Genomic DNA, 15,965 nt, shown 5'->3' with positions numbered 1-15,965 from the left:
AAATTAAAAAGTTAACGCATCACTAGTAATAGTAGGGATAAGAATAAGATGTATAATTATGTATATCACGTATTATAAGTCATTTAAACCTTTTCTACCTACTCCAAAGAAAGCAAAAAGTAATGCCTGAGTTCTTTTTCCCACTTTGTTTTGACGGAGTCAGATAATGGATTATTATCTAAGATTAACCCCATGATATTAGACGTTTTTGAAGCATAACTATCCGGAATTTTGCTGATTTTACAATCATTACTATGGAGTAGAAGTAAGCGTGGCATGGTTGTAAAAGCTTCGGGTAAGGATGTAAATAAGTTATGACCTATATGTAGGATCCATACCTTTTCCATATTGCGAATTTCCAAGGGGATTTCAGTTAGAAGATTATGTTCCAAATATAGGTTCTTAAGCCTTTTTAGGGTAAACAAAGACTTCGGCACATAGGTGAGTTGATTATGGGTTAACCAAAGAGATTTTAGTTTAGGTAGCTTTTCTAAAGCTTGTAAAGCCTGATGTTTCTGCAAATTGTTTCTGGAAAGATTTAAGTCTTCAAGACTTTGTAATTCTGAAAAGGATACGGGTAAATCCGTCAATTCATTTTGTTGCAGATTTAAAAACTCCAAGGGTAGGTTTTTTACGGTTAAAAGTGCTTGCGATACATCTAAATTCGGATTATGGTTTAAGGATAATTGTTTTAATTGTGAAAATTGGGTAATACTTTCCGGTAATTTTTCAAGATCTAAACTGTCTAAAATTAAGACATTCAATTTTTCAGGATTCGCTATTTTATTAAGAACAGAATCCAGATGTAAAGACTTCCTATTTGATAAGTTTAAAGAACGAATATTTTTATATTTAGAAAGTATTAGATACACACTGTCATTAGGAAAATCCCTAACATGAACCCGTTGTGTATTTTTTATTGATGATGTGTTTAAATCATAGGTCGACTTATAAAAAGTTCGATAAGTGTTGCAAGTGGTTAGTACAATACCGCACAGAATCAAAACAAAGATGGTAGGTCTACTCATCACTTTTTGCAGCTTTAAAAATTCCAGTTCCTACTTCTAAAAAAAGTTTGTCCTGAGCAGTAACATCCCAGGGAAATCTTGGGTTTAACCCTGAACCGTCGTGTAAGGTATTTTGTATAAAAGCTCCTAGTTTTTGACTATTCAACCCAACTTTCGCGAAAGCGAAAGAAGACCGGGATTGATACCTTCCGAAGGCATATAAATTTGTATAAAACGTGTCTGAAAAAGGTTTAAGGGTATACCAAACATTTTTTCTACCGTCATCAGAATTTATAGGATTCACCGGAGTTAAAGAGTAATCCGGCCGGGGTGTAAATAGAGCAATTGCCACTCCTGCCCTTAAAATCTTATGAGTTGAAAGAATTTCAGTATATCCTAAGCGTAAAGTCCCGGTGACACCAAAATCCGTACCTTCTCCGTTAAATAGTCGACCTAGTCTAAAGTCATTAGTGAATGTAAGATCAAAAGAATGTTGTGCATTGCTAAACCTCATCAGTAACTTGCCTCGCCGTATATTCACATACGAGAGTTCTCCAGTTAAAAACTCTTTTTTAAACCCAAAACCAATCCCCTGGAACCCTCCTCTACCTTTCTGGTTATAAAGTAATCCGGTGGGTTGATTTGTAAGGGAAAGTCCAAGTAGATTACTGTTTTTTCCAATACCAGCCAGAGAATAGAAGTCATAGCTATATAACCAACCGGTTTGCTTTATCGTATGCCGTTTTAATAACGGACCTGCCGATATATCTAGAATAGTTTCTAAAGAAACGTCACCGTAGTTTACAGTACCTATCGCTGAGATGCCAAATTTAAGCGTTTGATTTTGATTACCAATAGTCAAGGTGGCTCCACCTAGTACCCCTACATTAGCGGTAAATGTTTGTGATACCAAAATATAGTGTAGTAATAAACAACTAGTAATTAAAGGTAATTTTAGAAGTGCTATGGTTTAATGCATTTGGTGAACCTAAAGATAAAGATTATTAATCACTAGCGTAATTGAATATGAAGTATTGCTTCTACTTAATAGAGTATTCTTGTAAATAGCATTGAATAATTAAGCTTTAACTAAATTGATAGTTATCTTTATCCATACTGGCATAATATTTCTGTTCCAATTCTTTCTGAAATTCTTCCATTACCGGCTTTACGGTACTTTCCGGAAGGTCAGAAATTTTAATGTACATCAATCCGTCTATTGCATTATTAAACAGCGGATCTACATTGAAGGCGATGACTTTTGCATTTTGTTTAATGTATTTTTTAATTAAAACAGGTAATCGGAGGCTTCCTGGTTCTACTTCGTCAATAATTTTATCAAACTTGTTTAAATCACTTTTACTTTCATCGAATACAAAATCTTTATCAGCGTCTCTTAATTTTACTTTAAATTCTTTTTTAGGTCGCACATATTGCGCCACATACGGATCATAATAATGGGATTTCATAAATTCAATCATCAGTGATTTGGTAAAATTGCTAAATTGATTACTAATACTTACCCCTCCAATTAAATATTTATGTTCGGGGAATCGTAAGGTACAATGTACAATACCTTTCCATAGTAAAAATAAAGGCATGGGTTTTTGCTGATACTCTTTTATGATAAATGCCCTACCCATTTCAATGGACTTACTCATCATATTATGTAGTTCGGGTTCAAACCGGAAGAGTTTCTGTAAATAGAAACCATCAATTCCTTTTTGCCTATAGATGTCGGCACCCATACCCATTCGATAGGCTCCGGCAATTTTTTTTGCTTTGCTATCCCATAAAAACATATGATGATAATATTCATCAAAAATGTCAAGGTCAATTGCCTTATTAGTTCCTTCTCCGATAGCCCTAAAAGTGATTTCGCGTAACCTTCCTATTTCATAAAGGATATTAGGAACGTTCTCTTTTTTTACTAAAAAAACTTCATAATTTTTGCTGGAAAGCAAGCGCATTTTATGATCCCGACAGTATTGTATTTCATGTTCTATATCATGGGTATCGCTACATCTTTTAATCTTTTTGGGAGTTTTGGTAATTTTTAGATTTTGAGGTATGGTTTCTCTTAATGATTTTTTTGCATAAGGATTTGCCAGCATATAAGTTTTCTTCCGAAGAAATTCGGAAAGCGCTTGTAGCTCCAGGAACTCTATCAAATCATTCGGTGTAATTGGGTTTCCAATCCTAACTTTAATACTTCTGTATTGTTGAGTGAATAATTCACTCGGTAATTTTAAGGTACGTAGCAATCCGCTAATCGCAGCCATTCTGTAAAACAACCTGCTGTTTTTTGCATGAAAATAAATGGGGATTACCGGAACCTTTGCTTTTTGGATAAAGTGAATGGCACCCGGCTCCCATACTTTATCTACATAGCCCTTCCCTTCTTTGATAGTAGATACTTCACCTGATGGAAAAATACCTAAGGGATGTCCGTCTTTAATATGTTGTAAGCTTAATTTAATACCCTGAAAACTTGATTTTACTTCTTTCCGATCTTCAAAAGGATTTACCGGCATTACATAAGCGTGTAACTCCGGTATCTTTTGTAATAAAAAGTTGGCAATAACCTTAAAATCAGGTCGCTGTTCAGAAACCAGTTTTAATAATAAAATACCATCCAAACCTCCTAGGGGATGATTAGAAATAGTGATAAAAGCCCCGGTTTTAGGTAATCGTTTTAAATCCTTTTCCGGAACTTCAAAATCAACATGAAAGGTTTCTATAACTTTTTTAAAGAAAACGAGGTCTGCAGTTCCTGCTAACTTCTTATCATAAATCCTATTAATTCTGGAAAGCCGGGTAATTTTTAAAAACAACCATCCTATAAATTCTCCCAAATAGCCCAGGTTTTTTATTCCTAAACCAGAAGCTATCTCCTTTGCAGTAACTATAGGCATCTAATACAATTAGCGGTGTATAAATATACTAAAAAGACAATTGACTATGAATTTTCCTTTTCTATACCTTTTAGGGTTTTTATACCTTTGTTTTTGCTAAAAATGTATTTAAATTTTGCTCATCCATCTGTACGACTTGCCATCCTTCCAGAATAGTAGCCCCACTATTTTTATAGAAATTAACTGCCGGGGTATTCCAATCCAAAACGTTCCACTCCACCCGACGTACTTTTTGTTCTTTAGCAAACTGCATCACTCTTTGATACAATGCGCCCCCGATGCCTTTACCTCGTAATTCTTTTTTTACCACAAGATCTTCAAGGTGAACCGTTTTCCCTTTCCAGGTAGAATACCGGTTATACACCAGGGCTATCCCTAATATTTCCTGATCCTTTTTGGCTACAAAACAGGTAAATAGAGGATGTTCCCCAAAACCATCTCTTTTCAAATCCTCCACGGTAATCTCAACAGCATCTTCTTCCTTTTCAAAACTTGCCAGTTCTTGAATGAGTTGCATCACACCGGGCATGTCTTTTTCTTTCGCTTTTTGAAGGGTAAAATCCATTTTATTTGATTCAAATTATTCTTATTCGTACCAGGATCGAAAAATACAAAAAACGGATTGCTTTTATCAGGAATCAAGCTTAATTATAAAAGTTTTTGTTTACAGACCCCGTCAAAAAAGATAATAGCCTATTTTTACGAAAATCTTTTGATATAAGTACGTATAATAATGGCAAGAACTAATCAGACCCTAGGTGAATTTATTATTGAAAATCAAAAGGATTTTCCGTATGCCAGCGGAGAGCTTTCCAGACTTATAAATTCCATACGTCTTGCGGCCAAAATGGTAAATCACCAGGTTAACCGAGCTGGTTTAGTGGACATTACCGGGGCAGTAGGTTCTACAAATATCCAGGGGGAAGATCAACAGAAATTAGATGTTCTTGCTAATGAAACTTTTATCAATACCCTTACTAATCGCGAAATCGTATGTGGTATTGCTTCGGAAGAAAATGATGACTTTATTACGATCAAAGGACAGAATAATGATCATCGTAATAATTACGTGGTTTTAATGGATCCCCTTGATGGAAGTTCTAATATTGATGTAAACGTATCGGTAGGAACTATATTTTCTATCTACCGTAGGGTTACCCCTACGGGAACTCCGGTAACACTGGAAGATTTTTTACAACCAGGAAATCTGCAGGTAGCTGCAGGATACATTATTTATGGTACCTCTACCATGTTAGTTTATACAACGGGTAACGGAGTAAACGGTTTTACGTTAAATCCAGCCCTGGGAACTTATTACTTATCACATCCTAATATGAAATTCCCGGAAGAAGGAAATATTTATTCGGTAAACGAAGGAAATTATACGCATTTCCCTCAAGGCATCAAAGATTACATTAAATATTGCCAGGAAGAAAAGGATGATCGCCCTTATACTTCTCGTTATATCGGTTCTCTGGTTAGTGATATTCATCGTAATATTATTAAAGGTGGTATTTATATGTACCCAAGTTCTTCAAAATCCCCTAACGGAAAATTACGTTTATTGTACGAATGTAATCCAATGGCCTTTATTACCGAACAAGCCGGAGGAAAAGCCAGTGATGGTCATCAGCGAATTATGAATATTAAACCTACAGAACTTCATGAACGCTGTCCTTTTATCTGCGGAAGTATTAACATGGTAAATAAAGCCGAAACCTTTATGCAAAAGGAAGAAGTGAAGGGGTAGTGATAATAATAGAGTGTTTAGAAGATTAAAAACAAAACACTATGAATCATACAGTCCTAATGCTTCATCAGATCTCATCATATCCACAATATGCTGCTTTTGTTTTTGCTTCATATTCTCTTTGTAACTCATAACATCTTCAAATAAAATACGCCGGTGCTTACCTACTTTTGTGTAAGTAATCTCTCCTTTCTCTAATAGCTTTACAACATGTGGTCGGGAACAACCTAGAATTTCTGCTGCCTTTTGAGTCGTTACTTCTGTAGCTACCGGAACAATAGAAATAATGTTTCCTTTACTCATAGTCTTTAACACTTCACTTAAAAGTTTTAAAGCACTTATAGGAATTCGTATCTTTTCTTGGGTTTCCTCAATTTCTATTTCAGGGGTATCTACTTTTAATTCCTCTATTATTGTAGATAATGCATAATACGACTTCGTTGCCAGTACCTGCTCATCTTTGGAAGGTTTCCGTACCTTATTGTACATTTCCATATAGTTTATTTAATTCAATTGTGAATTACAATTATAAACGAAATAAACGAAACTATATTGTAATAGTTGTTAAAAAATTGTTCAATGATATATACTAAAATCTTTAAAGAAAAATACTACTACAAACCTTATAAGAACACTAGTAATATTAACAAGTTCAACTTTCAGATAATTTATAGACAAACCATATTTTAATTACGTTATTTCTATCTAGTCAACATAAAAACAGGAAGTTACCACTACTATAACCTTATAGTTTTTTAAAAATTCCTCAATTTTTTGAAGATTTTATCCTAAATTTACTAGAATCGCTATTAATTTTAATTCTTCTTATATGTCCAAACAACCTGAAATTGCAGCACCTGAAAAACTATCCGAAGCTGTTTCAAAAATTGAAACTATTAAAAATTTAATTTTTGGTGATGACATTGCTACTTATAATTCCGAATTTGAAAACCTTAAAAAAGATATTCGAATGAGGAAAAAAGAGCTGGAAGAATTTATAGAAGATACCCGTAAAGAGCTAATACAAACCATAGATAATTTACATACGGATATTAACATTAGGATGACAGAATTAGAAGATAAAATACAGGAACATTCGGATAACCTGGAATATAAAAAAGTAGATAAAAAAGAAATTGGTTCTTTACTTATCAACCTGGGAGAAAAAATAGCAAAATAAGGTTGCAGCTATCACTTATGGATGAACAGGAGAAACTTCAAATTCTTAAAAAACTTTTATTTACAGAAGAAAAAGAATTAACGGATTCTATTGTTAAAAAAGTAGAAGAATTACAAAATACAATATACCGACAAAAAGAACTATCTCATAAGGTTGATCCTATTATTGAACAACACTTTGTGAAATTTGTCAACGAAATTCCCACCACCTTAGGTCCTACAATTACTGAAGCTTTAAAAGAAGAAATCTCAAAATCCCAGGATGCTGTGGTAGAAGCTTTGTACCCTATTTTGGGCAAAATGATCAAAAAATATATTGCTCATGAGATTAAATTACTTAGCGAGAATATTAGCAGAAAGACAAAACAGGCTTTTTCACTTAAAAACTGGTTTGCTTCAAAAAGAGCGCAAGCTAAAGGGGTTAGTAATGGCGACCTGGCTTTATCTAATTATGGTAAACCACAACTCCTGCAATTACTAGTAATTAAAAAAGAATCCGGTATTCTAATCTCCGAGTTTAGTCCTTTTAAGGAGGAAGTTATTGATAAAGAAATGATTGCAGGAATGCTTACGGCCATCAAAAGTTTTGTAGAAGATGCCTTTTCCGGTGGAAACCAAGAACTGGAAACTATTGAATACGAACTGTACCGTATACATATTCAAAATTTTTACTCGTATTATATAGCAGCAGTTATAGCTGGAGCCTACACTTTGGAATTTAAAGACCGGTTAGAAGATGCGATTACAGATTTTGCAAAAAACCATATTTCTAATCAAGAGTTAGTCCACAACCATTTATTTTCTGAAAAATTAAAAAAATACTTTACTAATGAAGTTATCTAAAAAAGTAGTTCTCCTGGGACATTTTGGGGTAGGAAAGACTTCATTATTTCGCAGGTTTATTGACGATGAATTCTCAGAAGAATACAAGGTCACTATTGGGGTTCAGATTAAAAAAAAGGTAATTACCCTAGATAACGGAGATGAAATATCACTGATATTGTGGGATACGGAAGGTCATATGGACCTGGAAGATACCCGTAGGTCATATTTATTAGGGGCACATGCTTTTGTATATGTTTTTGATGTTACCAGAGCAGTTACTTATCAGGATACCGCAGAAAATTTAGAAATTTTAAAAGAAGAATTCCCAAAAGTCCTATTAACTTGTATTGGTAATAAGTTAGATTTAGTTATAGATAAAAAAAAACTAGAAACAAAGTTCCCCTTTAAAGTAGATGCATTTACCAGTGCTAAAGAAGATACTAACGTTACTGATTTTTTTAAGAAATTAGGTATTCAGTTGAATAACATTAATTCCCCTTAAAATACTATTTTGGATAAATACGGGTTATTTTTATGGAAACGGAAGATCACTGTTATTTAACGTTGATTTAGCTATAAAAGGTAAAAAATAAAGTAGTAATGAGTACAATAGCTCCAAATAATGTTCAGATTTTTAGGATCAACTCGTCTGGTGTTATTCTTTATGCTAAGGGTGTTTTATTACCACAAAAAGTGACAACTAATCTTTTTAGCATACATCCATTTTTTGAAATTATTCCTGAATTATCTATGCGAAAGAAAGCCTACAAGTTTCCGCTAGTTCATTTTCAAAAAAATTCCGAAGAAATTGTTTGCAACGTATCCATAATGATAAAATCGACTAACATTACCATAAAACTTACGGATATGACTTCTGTTTATTTTGTATTACAGAAGAAAGAACAGCTTAAAAATGAAAATTTTTTAAATAATAATTGAATATAAACCCTTTATCGGTTCATTTGTTTAATTTCTTCTACAAACGTATCACGGTCTACGCCCTGATCTACTAAATTTAATGCTTTATCCACTACGTATTTAACGTTGTCTGATTTAAAACCTAGGCCCACGCCCAACTTTTCAAGAAGTATGACCTGCTCGGCATCTCTAATATGATCCGCATATACCATACGGGTAAGGTCGTAAAGTCGTTCTAACCTGTTTTCATAATTAGAAGGGGGATTGATAGGATGAGAATTATAATCCTGAAGAATCTCCTGGTAATCGTTTGCTGAAATATCCAGGTTATTGGCAAGGCGGTCAAGAAAGGCTTTTTCTTCATCGGTAATGACACCGTCGCTCATAGCAACCCGTACAATTGCTGCAAAATGATCTTGATTTCTTTTTTGAAATCCGCTGTCAAATAAATCGGAAATAGACATATTTTCTTTTTAAAAAATTTCAGGCAAATATACTAAAGTCCGTTAGAGTCCATCCCTAAAAAATTATATTTTTAAAAAGCATCCGGATATTTCCAAATGTAATCAGGATAGTATGCTTAGGTATTGCACACGCTATAGTTATCATTTAACATTAATTTTATACAATGACACCACTTCTAGAATTTACGGATAAAGGAATTTATTGTAAGGTTGCAGATGTATATCTGGACCCGTGGCGGCCAGTTGATAAAGCTATCATAAGTCACGGACATGCAGATCATAGTTATGCCGGACATAAAAAATACATTACCCATCATACTAATGTACCTATCATTCAACACCGTTTGGGGGATATTAATGTAACCGGTAAAGCATACGGAGAAACCTTTAGGGTTAATAATGTATTATTTAGCCTACATCCTGCCGGACATATTATCGGAAGTTCTCAAATACGAGTTGAATATAAAGGCGAAGTATGGGTCTTTACTGGCGACTATAAACTGGAAGATGATGGTATTGCCGAACCTTATGAACCGGTAAGTTGTCATACTTTTATTACTGAGTGTACCTTTGGGCTACCCGCGTTTAAATGGACTCCGCAGGAAGAGGTCATGCATGATATTAATACCTGGTGGACGCAAAATCAATCCGAAAAAAAAACCTCCGTATTGTTTGGCTATACCTTAGGGAAAGCCCAGCGGTTACTTAAACATTTGGACACTTCTATCGGTAAAATTTACACGCACGGAGCTATTGAAAATATGACCGAAGTTATTCGTTCCCTAACCTCCCTCCCACCTACAGAGCGTATTACCCGGGATACCAAAAAAGAAGATTTATTAGGCAATATGGTGCTGGCACCTCCCAGTGCGCACGGTAGTCCCTGGATCCGGAAAATGGTACCTTATGTTACTGCATCGGCTAGTGGCTGGATGGCATTTAGGGGAGCCAGAAGGCGTAGGGCAATTGATAAAGGTTTTGTGCTATCTGATCATTGCGACTGGCAAGAATTATTAACCGCTATCAGGGCCACCGGAGCGACAAAAGTGATCAGTACACACGGTTATACCGAAATTTTTTCTAAGTATTTACGCGAAATTGGCTACGACGCCCGAACCGAAAAAACACAATACGAAGGGGAATTAGCTGAAATGCAGGTAGCCGAAAAAGAATCTGCTTAATCCCATATTTGCACAGACTTTTAGATCGCTACTATGAAAAAATTTGCACAACTAATTAAAACCCTAGACAGCACCAATAAGACCAACATTAAGGTGCAGGCTTTAGCGTCTTATTTTCAACAAGCCTCCGACAAAGATAAAGTTTGGACGATCGCCATTCTCTCGCACCGCCGACCCCCTCGTCCGGTTAATACTACTTTATTAAGGCATTGGGCTTCAGAATTAGCGAATATCCCTTTATGGTTATTTGAAGAATCCTATCATATTGTTGGCGATTTGGCTGAAACCATTGCTCTCATTGTTCCTACCACCAATCAAAGTTCGGAAAAAAGTTTAACGCGGTTCCTGGAAGAAATTATTGCTCTTAAGAAAAAGTCAGATGAGGAGAAGAAAGAATATTTATTCGAAAACTGGAGTATTTTAAACTATTACGAAGGTTTTGTATTTAGCAAATTAATAACCGGCAGTTTTAGGATCGGGGTAAGTCAAAAATTGATGACGCGTGCCCTGGCTATTGCTACGGATATTGAAGAAGACCGATTGGCTTTTAAACTTATGGGAAACTGGGATCCGGATAAAATCACCTTTAACGAACTTATTTTACAAGAAAACGAATCGGATTACCTGTCAAAACCTTATCCTTTTTACCTTGCCTATGCCATTGAAGAATCCCCAGAAGAAATCGGAGAGGTTCATAACTTTTATGCCGAGCATAAATGGGATGGTATTAGGTCGCAGGTGATTGTACGGCAAAATAAATTGTTTGTCTGGAGTCGTGGGGAAGAACTGGTTACCGATAAATATCCCGAATTTGAACGTTTCCTGGATTTTGTACCGGACGGAACTGTATTAGATGGTGAAATTCTTCCGTTTATTGAGGGAACTGTAGGTAGTTTTAACGATCTACAAACCAGAATAGGTCGTAAAAATGTTTCTAAAGCCTTATTAGCTAAAGTACCGGTAATTTTAAAAGCATATGACCTATTAGAATGGAACGGTGAAGACATACGGCATTTACCTTTCTCTGAAAGAAGAAATATTTTAGAAGACTTTTATAAGAAAAGCCTAGAATATCAAAAGTTCTCTGAGTTATTCTTATTACAATTATCTGAAAAACTAGAGTTTACTACCTGGGAAGCAGTGGCAGAAGAACGGGAACGATCCCGGGAACTACGCTCTGAAGGATTAATGTTAAAGCGTAAAAAATCCTCTTACCAGGTAGGAAGAAAAAAGGGCGACTGGTGGAAATGGAAAGTAGACCCATTAACTATCGATGCCGTACTAACTTATGCCATGCGAGGCCACGGCCGGCGGTCTAATTTATTTACCGATTACACTTTTGGACTTTGGAATGATGATAAAACCGAACTCGTTACTTTTGCTAAAGCTTATTCAGGACTTACAGATGCTGAATTCAGGAGAGTAGACGCCTATATTAAAAGCAATACTCTTGAAAGGTTCGGACCCGTGCGGAGTGTGGTGCCTAAGTTGGTTTTTGAAATAGCCTTTGAAGGAATTGCGCTTTCCGGTCGTCATAAAAGTGGGGTGGCCACCCGTTTTCCCCGAATTTTACGTTGGCGACATGATAAAAAAATCGAAGATGCAGATACGCTTTCCAACTTAAAAAAATTGATTCCGCAAGCAGAAGAAGAAAAAGTGTCCGGTTAACGTTTACCTTTTAAAATAAACAGATCACAATTTTACGAGTACTACTTTCCAATCTATAATTCATTGACTGAAAAAGAACTTTATACCATAGCAAATACCTGGTTTAAGAATCAGGGCTGGACACCTTTTCCCTTTCAGAAACAAAGTTGGAAAGCTTTTTTACAAGGGAAAAACGGGTTGTTAAATGCTCCTACCGGAAGTGGAAAGACTTATGCTCTATGGATTCCGGTGGTTTTAAATTACATACGTTCTAATCCGGACTTTGCTAATACCCATAAAAAAGGCTTAAAAGCCATTTGGATCACCCCTTTACGTGCTTTATCCTTAGAAATTAAACAAGCCGCCGAACGTTTTGTTCAGAATATTTGCCCAGTATTAAAGGTAGGTATCCGATCCGGAGATACACCCACTAAAGAACGAGCAGCTCAAAAAAGAGCCATGCCGGATTTATTGATTACCACCCCGGAGAGCTTACAATTATTATTATCCTCCAAAGGTTATGATAAAGTATTCGGAGATTGCTCCGCAATAATCATAGATGAGTGGCACGAACTCTTGGGTACCAAACGGGGAGTTCAAATTGAATTATCCTTGTCCCGGTTAAAAACCATCAGCCCAAAATTACGTATCTGGGGGATTTCAGCAACCATAGGAAACCTGGATCAGGGAAGAGAAGTATTATTAGGGCCCGATACGGCAGCGTACCACAATTCCATATTGATAAAAGCCAATATTAAAAAAAAGATCACCGTTAAAAGTGTCATCCCAAAAACCATGGATACCTTTCCATGGAGAGGGCATTTAGGGATTCATTTAATGGATGATGTGGTTCCTATTATTAATAGTAGTAAAACCACTTTATTATTTACTAATACCCGGGCACAATGTGAAATTTGGTTTCATCGTATCCTAGAAAGATACCCGGAGTTTGCCGGAGAGATTGCCTTGCATCATGGAAGTATTACTAAAGAAACCCGTATTTGGGTAGAACAAGCCATTCGTAATGAATCTTTAAAAGCAGTGGTTTGTACGTCTAGCCTGGATCTGGGTGTTGATTTTGCTCCGGTAGAAACCATTGTTCAGATTGGTGGACCTAAAGGCGTAGCCCGTTTTTTACAACGTGCCGGACGTAGTGGTCACCGGCCGGGAGAAGAAAGTGTGATTTATTTTTTACCCACTCATGCGATTGAACTGGTAGAGGCATCAGCCCTGCATAAAGCGGTAAAAGAAAATGCCGTAGAAGACCGCCCGCCTTATTTAAATAGTTTTGATGTCCTGATTCAATACCTGGTTACCCTGGCGGTTTCTGACGGATTTTATCCGGATGTTATTATAAAAGAAGTAAAACAAACCTTTTGCTATCAATTTATGAGTTATGAAGAATGGCAATGGGTACTTAATTTTATTACTTTAGGAAGTCAGAGTTTACAAACCTATGATGAGTACAAAAAGGTGGAAATCCTGGAAGATGGTTTGTATAAAGTGATCCACCGGGGGATTTCTATGCGTCACCGTCTGCAAATTGGAACTATTGTAGGGGATGCGGTATTGATGGTAAAATATGTAAAAGGAGGTTTTATCGGTCATGTTGAAGAATATTTTGTTTCTAAGCTAAAACCCGGAGATGTCTTTATGTACGGGGGACGTAATCTTGAGCTGGTACGGGTAAAAAGTATGCATGTATTAGTCAGAAAGTCTACAAAAAAAACAAACCGAATCCCCAGTTGGCAAGGAAGCCGCTTTGCCCTTACCTCACAAATGTCCGAACTTTTACGTGAAGAATTATATAAGGTAGCACCTTCTCGAAGACAACAGGTAGCTAACGGAACTTTAAAGTTAACCAAAGAATTAAAAGCCCTAGCCCCTATTTTTAAAAGACAGGAACGGGATAGTATCATTCCGGATGAAGGGCAGTTTCTTATTGAAACCTTTAAAACCAGAGAAGGGTTTCATACGGTCATGTATCCTTTTGAAGGCCGTTTTGTTCACGAAGCTTTGGGTAGTTTGTTAGGGTATCGTTTAAGTTTGCTGAATCCTATCTCCATCTCGTTAGCCTTTAATGATTACGGATTTGAACTCTTATCCGATCAGGAAATTGACGTACAGCTAATTTTGGACAACAATCTATTTTCTGCGGAATATCTTAGAAATGATCTACAGCATAGTTTAAATGCTACGGAAATGGCACGTCGTAAATTTCGGAATATTGCTATAATCTCGGGGATGGTGTTTACCGGCTATCCTAATAAAATAATTAAAAATAAACACTTACAATCAAGTTCGCAGTTATTATTTGATGTCTTTAAAGAACATGAACCTGAAAACTTATTATTTCAACAAGCCATTACTGAAACTTTTGAGCATTCCCTGGAGGAAGGTCGGTTACAAATGGCATTAGAGCGAATTAAACATCAGGAAATTATATGGAAACAATGCCCGGATGCTACGCCCTTCTCCTTCCCGATCATCACGGATCGTATTCGGGAAAAACTATCCAGCGAGAAACTAGCAGACAGAATCAAAAAGATGACGGCGGTTTTAATGAGGAAGTAATGCAGTTATTTCAATAGATTTTCAATAGAAATATCTTCATCTAAATCTTCCCAATGAATTCCTTCTCCCCGACCGATAAATCGCCAGTTAGAAAGTTCTTGTAAAGAAGCATTTCTTAAAGTGGGGAACCACTCCAGCGGTACCGATAATTCCCTTCCATCTTCAAAAAAAACAATCATTTTATCATTATTGAAGGAAACATCAGTTGCCTGAAAAGATTTATTAATTGTTAAAAAACTCATTCCACTTATCTATAAATAATAATTGATTTTCTTCTACTAATTTACGAATAATTTTAAGTTCTGATGCTGTAAAATTTCGAGACTTTACTAATTCCAAAGGAACCAAGTTTATCTTTGCTGTTTTATTATCTTTCTCTACATGAATATGAATAGGTTCATGATCATTACTATAAAAGAAAAATCGATATCCTCTTATAACTATAACCGTTGGCATACTTTACATAAATTTAAACGAGACAATAGTTTATTAATTCTAAAACTAGAAAATAGTTTTGATAAAGTGGAGATGACTACAAGTTTACCAAAGAAATAAATCTATACAATTTTGTACCTTTGCAAAACGCAAATCACAATTGAAAGTTTTTTTAAGAAATTTTCCGACAAATTTATTAAAATCATAATTGATTTTTAATGCGGTTATTTCTTATTAAAACACCATATATCTACAATAATAGATACTTTTTACGATAGCTAGTTTTGTATAAGATAACATTTTTAAGGCTTATGTTATTTACTATGAATTCAGCTATACATAATAGTTAACAATGTTTAAAGAAATAATCAATTCGCAATGCTCCAAAACCTAAGCGTTCATAACCAACATTTTCAGTTGCATCCTTGTGGTGCTTTGTTCTGGGAAGAAACACAGATGTTACTAATAGCTGATGTACATCTGGGTAAAGTGTCACATTTTAGAAAGCATGGTAGTGCCGTACCTAAAAAAGCTATTGAAAAAAATTTTAAATTACTGGATAAAGTAATTCGGGAATATCAACCCGCAGTTGTTTGCTTTTTAGGAGACTTATTTCATAGTGCCTTAAATATCGAATGGGATCTTTTTGCTTCCTGGAGATTGCAGTATATGCAGGAAAAATTTATTCTGGTTGCAGGAAATCATGATATTATCTCACCCGCCAAGTTTGAAGAACTGGATATTCATATTTCAGAAGAGTGGGCGATCGGAACTATTCTATTAACGCACCATCCGGAAAAGAGAGAAGGATTTTTTAACTTATGCGGGCATATACACCCTGGGGTGGCTTTACAGGGTTTAGGTAGGCAAGCGTTGCGGCTTCCTTGTTTTTTTAAAACAAAAGAACAAATGATCTTACCGGCTTTCGGTCAATTTACGGGTAATTATATGCTGGAACCTACAGAAGGGGATGAAGTTTATGCCCTTGCAGATCATGAAGTGGTTCAAGTGACTAACTTAGTCAGATAAAATGTTCTATTTCTGTTCATATTTGTAGTTAAAAAGGACTT

17 protein-coding genes are annotated in these 15,965 nt (G+C 35.6%); 9 read left to right on the top strand and 8 right to left on the bottom strand.

All coding sequences use genetic code 11. The features are described from left to right. Positions 1 to 98: 98 nt before the first annotated feature. The 4 genes from NBT05_RS05725 to NBT05_RS05710 all read right to left on the bottom strand — a co-directional run bounded on the left by NBT05_RS05725 (position 99) and on the right by NBT05_RS05710 (position 4,487). Entirely contained in the window at positions 99 to 1,028 is a 930-nt protein-coding gene (locus NBT05_RS05725; RefSeq protein ID WP_265772521.1) for a leucine-rich repeat domain-containing protein, read from the bottom strand. Next, complete coding sequence (locus NBT05_RS05720; protein WP_265772519.1) at positions 1,021 to 1,920, bottom strand: hypothetical protein; 900 nt, start codon at positions 1,918 to 1,920, stop codon at positions 1,021 to 1,023. The genes NBT05_RS05725 and NBT05_RS05720 overlap by 8 nt, the downstream gene beginning before the upstream one ends. 172 nt (positions 1,921 to 2,092) lie before the next feature. Further along, positions 2,093 to 3,922: a GNAT family N-acyltransferase gene (locus NBT05_RS05715; protein WP_265772518.1), complete on the bottom strand. Its 1,830-nt coding sequence runs from the start codon at positions 3,920 to 3,922 to the stop codon at positions 2,093 to 2,095. Between the two features lie 79 nt (positions 3,923 to 4,001). Beyond that, a complete protein-coding gene (locus NBT05_RS05710) occupies positions 4,002 to 4,487 on the bottom strand; it encodes a GNAT family N-acetyltransferase (RefSeq protein WP_265772517.1) in 486 nt (161 codons plus the stop codon). 168 nt (positions 4,488 to 4,655) lie between these two features. On the opposite strand from NBT05_RS05710, the gene fbp reads away from it, so the two are divergent. Beyond that, positions 4,656 to 5,672 (top strand): class 1 fructose-bisphosphatase, encoded by a 1,017-nt coding sequence (gene fbp / locus NBT05_RS05705; protein WP_265772515.1) that lies wholly within the window; start codon positions 4,656 to 4,658, stop codon positions 5,670 to 5,672. Between the two features lie 39 nt (positions 5,673 to 5,711). Here fbp and NBT05_RS05700 read toward each other — a convergent pair whose 3' ends face one another. Further along, entirely contained in the window at positions 5,712 to 6,161 is a 450-nt protein-coding gene (locus NBT05_RS05700; protein WP_265772514.1) for a helix-turn-helix domain-containing protein, read from the bottom strand. Positions 6,162 to 6,501: 340 nt separating this feature from the next. On the opposite strand from NBT05_RS05700, the gene NBT05_RS05695 reads away from it, so the two are divergent. The 4 genes from NBT05_RS05695 (at position 6,502) to NBT05_RS05680 (ending at position 8,615) form a co-directional block, all read left to right on the top strand. After that, positions 6,502 to 6,852, top strand: a complete 351-nt coding sequence (locus NBT05_RS05695) for a fructose 1,6-bisphosphatase (RefSeq protein WP_265772513.1) — start codon at positions 6,502 to 6,504, stop codon at positions 6,850 to 6,852. A 17-nt stretch (positions 6,853 to 6,869) separates the two neighbouring features. Beyond that, positions 6,870 to 7,694: a cell envelope biogenesis protein OmpA gene (locus NBT05_RS05690; RefSeq protein ID WP_265772512.1), complete on the top strand. Its 825-nt coding sequence runs from the start codon at positions 6,870 to 6,872 to the stop codon at positions 7,692 to 7,694. Beyond that, positions 7,681 to 8,178, top strand: coding sequence for a Rab family GTPase (locus tag NBT05_RS05685; RefSeq protein ID WP_265772511.1), 498 nt, complete (start codon positions 7,681 to 7,683; stop codon positions 8,176 to 8,178). Before NBT05_RS05690 ends, NBT05_RS05685 begins: the two co-directional genes overlap by 14 nt. Before the next feature lie 98 nt (positions 8,179 to 8,276). Next, positions 8,277 to 8,615, top strand: coding sequence for a hypothetical protein (locus tag NBT05_RS05680; RefSeq protein WP_265772509.1), 339 nt, complete (start codon positions 8,277 to 8,279; stop codon positions 8,613 to 8,615). A gap of 11 nt (positions 8,616 to 8,626) precedes the next feature. Here the strand turns inward: NBT05_RS05680 and NBT05_RS05675 are convergent, their stop codons facing one another. Next, entirely contained in the window at positions 8,627 to 9,058 is a 432-nt protein-coding gene (locus NBT05_RS05675; RefSeq protein ID WP_265772508.1) for a TerB family tellurite resistance protein, read from the bottom strand. 164 nt (positions 9,059 to 9,222) lie between these two features. Here NBT05_RS05675 and NBT05_RS05670 point away from each other — a divergent pair, with 164 nt between their 5' ends. From NBT05_RS05670 to NBT05_RS05660, 3 genes are all read left to right on the top strand, one after another. Continuing rightward, positions 9,223 to 10,239 carry a ligase-associated DNA damage response exonuclease gene (locus NBT05_RS05670; RefSeq protein ID WP_265772507.1) on the top strand — a complete coding sequence of 339 codons (1,017 nt, stop codon included), beginning with the start codon at positions 9,223 to 9,225 and terminating at the stop codon, positions 10,237 to 10,239. A gap of 33 nt (positions 10,240 to 10,272) precedes the next feature. After that, positions 10,273 to 11,907, top strand: a complete 1,635-nt coding sequence (locus tag NBT05_RS05665; protein WP_265772506.1) for an ATP-dependent DNA ligase — start codon at positions 10,273 to 10,275, stop codon at positions 11,905 to 11,907. A 63-nt stretch (positions 11,908 to 11,970) separates the two neighbouring features. Continuing rightward, positions 11,971 to 14,460 (top strand): ligase-associated DNA damage response DEXH box helicase, encoded by a 2,490-nt coding sequence (locus NBT05_RS05660; protein WP_265772505.1) that lies wholly within the window; start codon positions 11,971 to 11,973, stop codon positions 14,458 to 14,460. 5 nt (positions 14,461 to 14,465) lie between these two features. Here NBT05_RS05660 and NBT05_RS05655 read toward each other — a convergent pair whose 3' ends face one another. Both NBT05_RS05655 and NBT05_RS05650 read right to left on the bottom strand, forming a co-directional pair. Beyond that, positions 14,466 to 14,702, bottom strand: coding sequence for a DUF2442 domain-containing protein (locus NBT05_RS05655; RefSeq protein ID WP_265772504.1), 237 nt, complete (start codon positions 14,700 to 14,702; stop codon positions 14,466 to 14,468). Then, complete coding sequence (locus NBT05_RS05650) at positions 14,683 to 14,916, bottom strand: DUF4160 domain-containing protein (RefSeq protein WP_265772503.1); 234 nt, start codon at positions 14,914 to 14,916, stop codon at positions 14,683 to 14,685. Before NBT05_RS05650 ends, NBT05_RS05655 begins: the two co-directional genes overlap by 20 nt. A 357-nt stretch (positions 14,917 to 15,273) precedes the next feature. Between NBT05_RS05650 and pdeM the strand changes: the two genes are divergently transcribed. Continuing rightward, positions 15,274 to 15,924, top strand: coding sequence for a ligase-associated DNA damage response endonuclease PdeM (gene pdeM / locus NBT05_RS05645; protein ID WP_265772502.1), 651 nt, complete (start codon positions 15,274 to 15,276; stop codon positions 15,922 to 15,924). Positions 15,925 to 15,965: the final 41 nt, after the last annotated feature.

The organism is Aquimarina sp. ERC-38, from assembly GCF_026222555.1.
Lineage (GTDB): Bacteria > Bacteroidota > Bacteroidia > Flavobacteriales > Flavobacteriaceae > Aquimarina.
Note: the sequence above shows the minus strand (reverse complement) of the source record. Positions and strands in the feature narration are given on the sequence as shown.

Excerpts from the sequence above, each read along its gene's own strand:
- NBT05_RS05725 (WP_265772521.1), bottom strand. The coding sequence starts at position 1,028 with ATGAGTAGACCTACCATCTTTGTTTTGATTCTGTGCGGTATTGTACTA.
- NBT05_RS05715 (WP_265772518.1), bottom strand. The coding sequence starts at position 3,922 with ATGCCTATAGTTACTGCAAAGGAGATAGCTTCTGGTTTAGGAATAAAA.
- NBT05_RS05710 (WP_265772517.1), bottom strand. The coding sequence starts at position 4,487 with ATGGATTTTACCCTTCAAAAAGCGAAAGAAAAAGACATGCCCGGTGTG.
- fbp (WP_265772515.1), top strand. The coding sequence starts at position 4,656 with ATGGCAAGAACTAATCAGACCCTAGGTGAATTTATTATTGAAAATCAA.
- NBT05_RS05700 (WP_265772514.1), bottom strand. The coding sequence starts at position 6,161 with ATGTACAATAAGGTACGGAAACCTTCCAAAGATGAGCAGGTACTGGCA.
- NBT05_RS05695 (WP_265772513.1), top strand. The coding sequence starts at position 6,502 with ATGTCCAAACAACCTGAAATTGCAGCACCTGAAAAACTATCCGAAGCT.
- NBT05_RS05690 (WP_265772512.1), top strand. The coding sequence starts at position 6,870 with ATGGATGAACAGGAGAAACTTCAAATTCTTAAAAAACTTTTATTTACA.
- NBT05_RS05685 (WP_265772511.1), top strand. The coding sequence starts at position 7,681 with ATGAAGTTATCTAAAAAAGTAGTTCTCCTGGGACATTTTGGGGTAGGA.
- NBT05_RS05680 (WP_265772509.1), top strand. The coding sequence starts at position 8,277 with ATGAGTACAATAGCTCCAAATAATGTTCAGATTTTTAGGATCAACTCG.
- NBT05_RS05675 (WP_265772508.1), bottom strand. The coding sequence starts at position 9,058 with ATGTCTATTTCCGATTTATTTGACAGCGGATTTCAAAAAAGAAATCAA.
- NBT05_RS05670 (WP_265772507.1), top strand. The coding sequence starts at position 9,223 with ATGACACCACTTCTAGAATTTACGGATAAAGGAATTTATTGTAAGGTT.
- NBT05_RS05665 (WP_265772506.1), top strand. The coding sequence starts at position 10,273 with ATGAAAAAATTTGCACAACTAATTAAAACCCTAGACAGCACCAATAAG.
- NBT05_RS05655 (WP_265772504.1), bottom strand. The coding sequence starts at position 14,702 with ATGAGTTTTTTAACAATTAATAAATCTTTTCAGGCAACTGATGTTTCC.
- NBT05_RS05650 (WP_265772503.1), bottom strand. The coding sequence starts at position 14,916 with ATGCCAACGGTTATAGTTATAAGAGGATATCGATTTTTCTTTTATAGT.
- pdeM (WP_265772502.1), top strand. The coding sequence starts at position 15,274 with ATGCTCCAAAACCTAAGCGTTCATAACCAACATTTTCAGTTGCATCCT.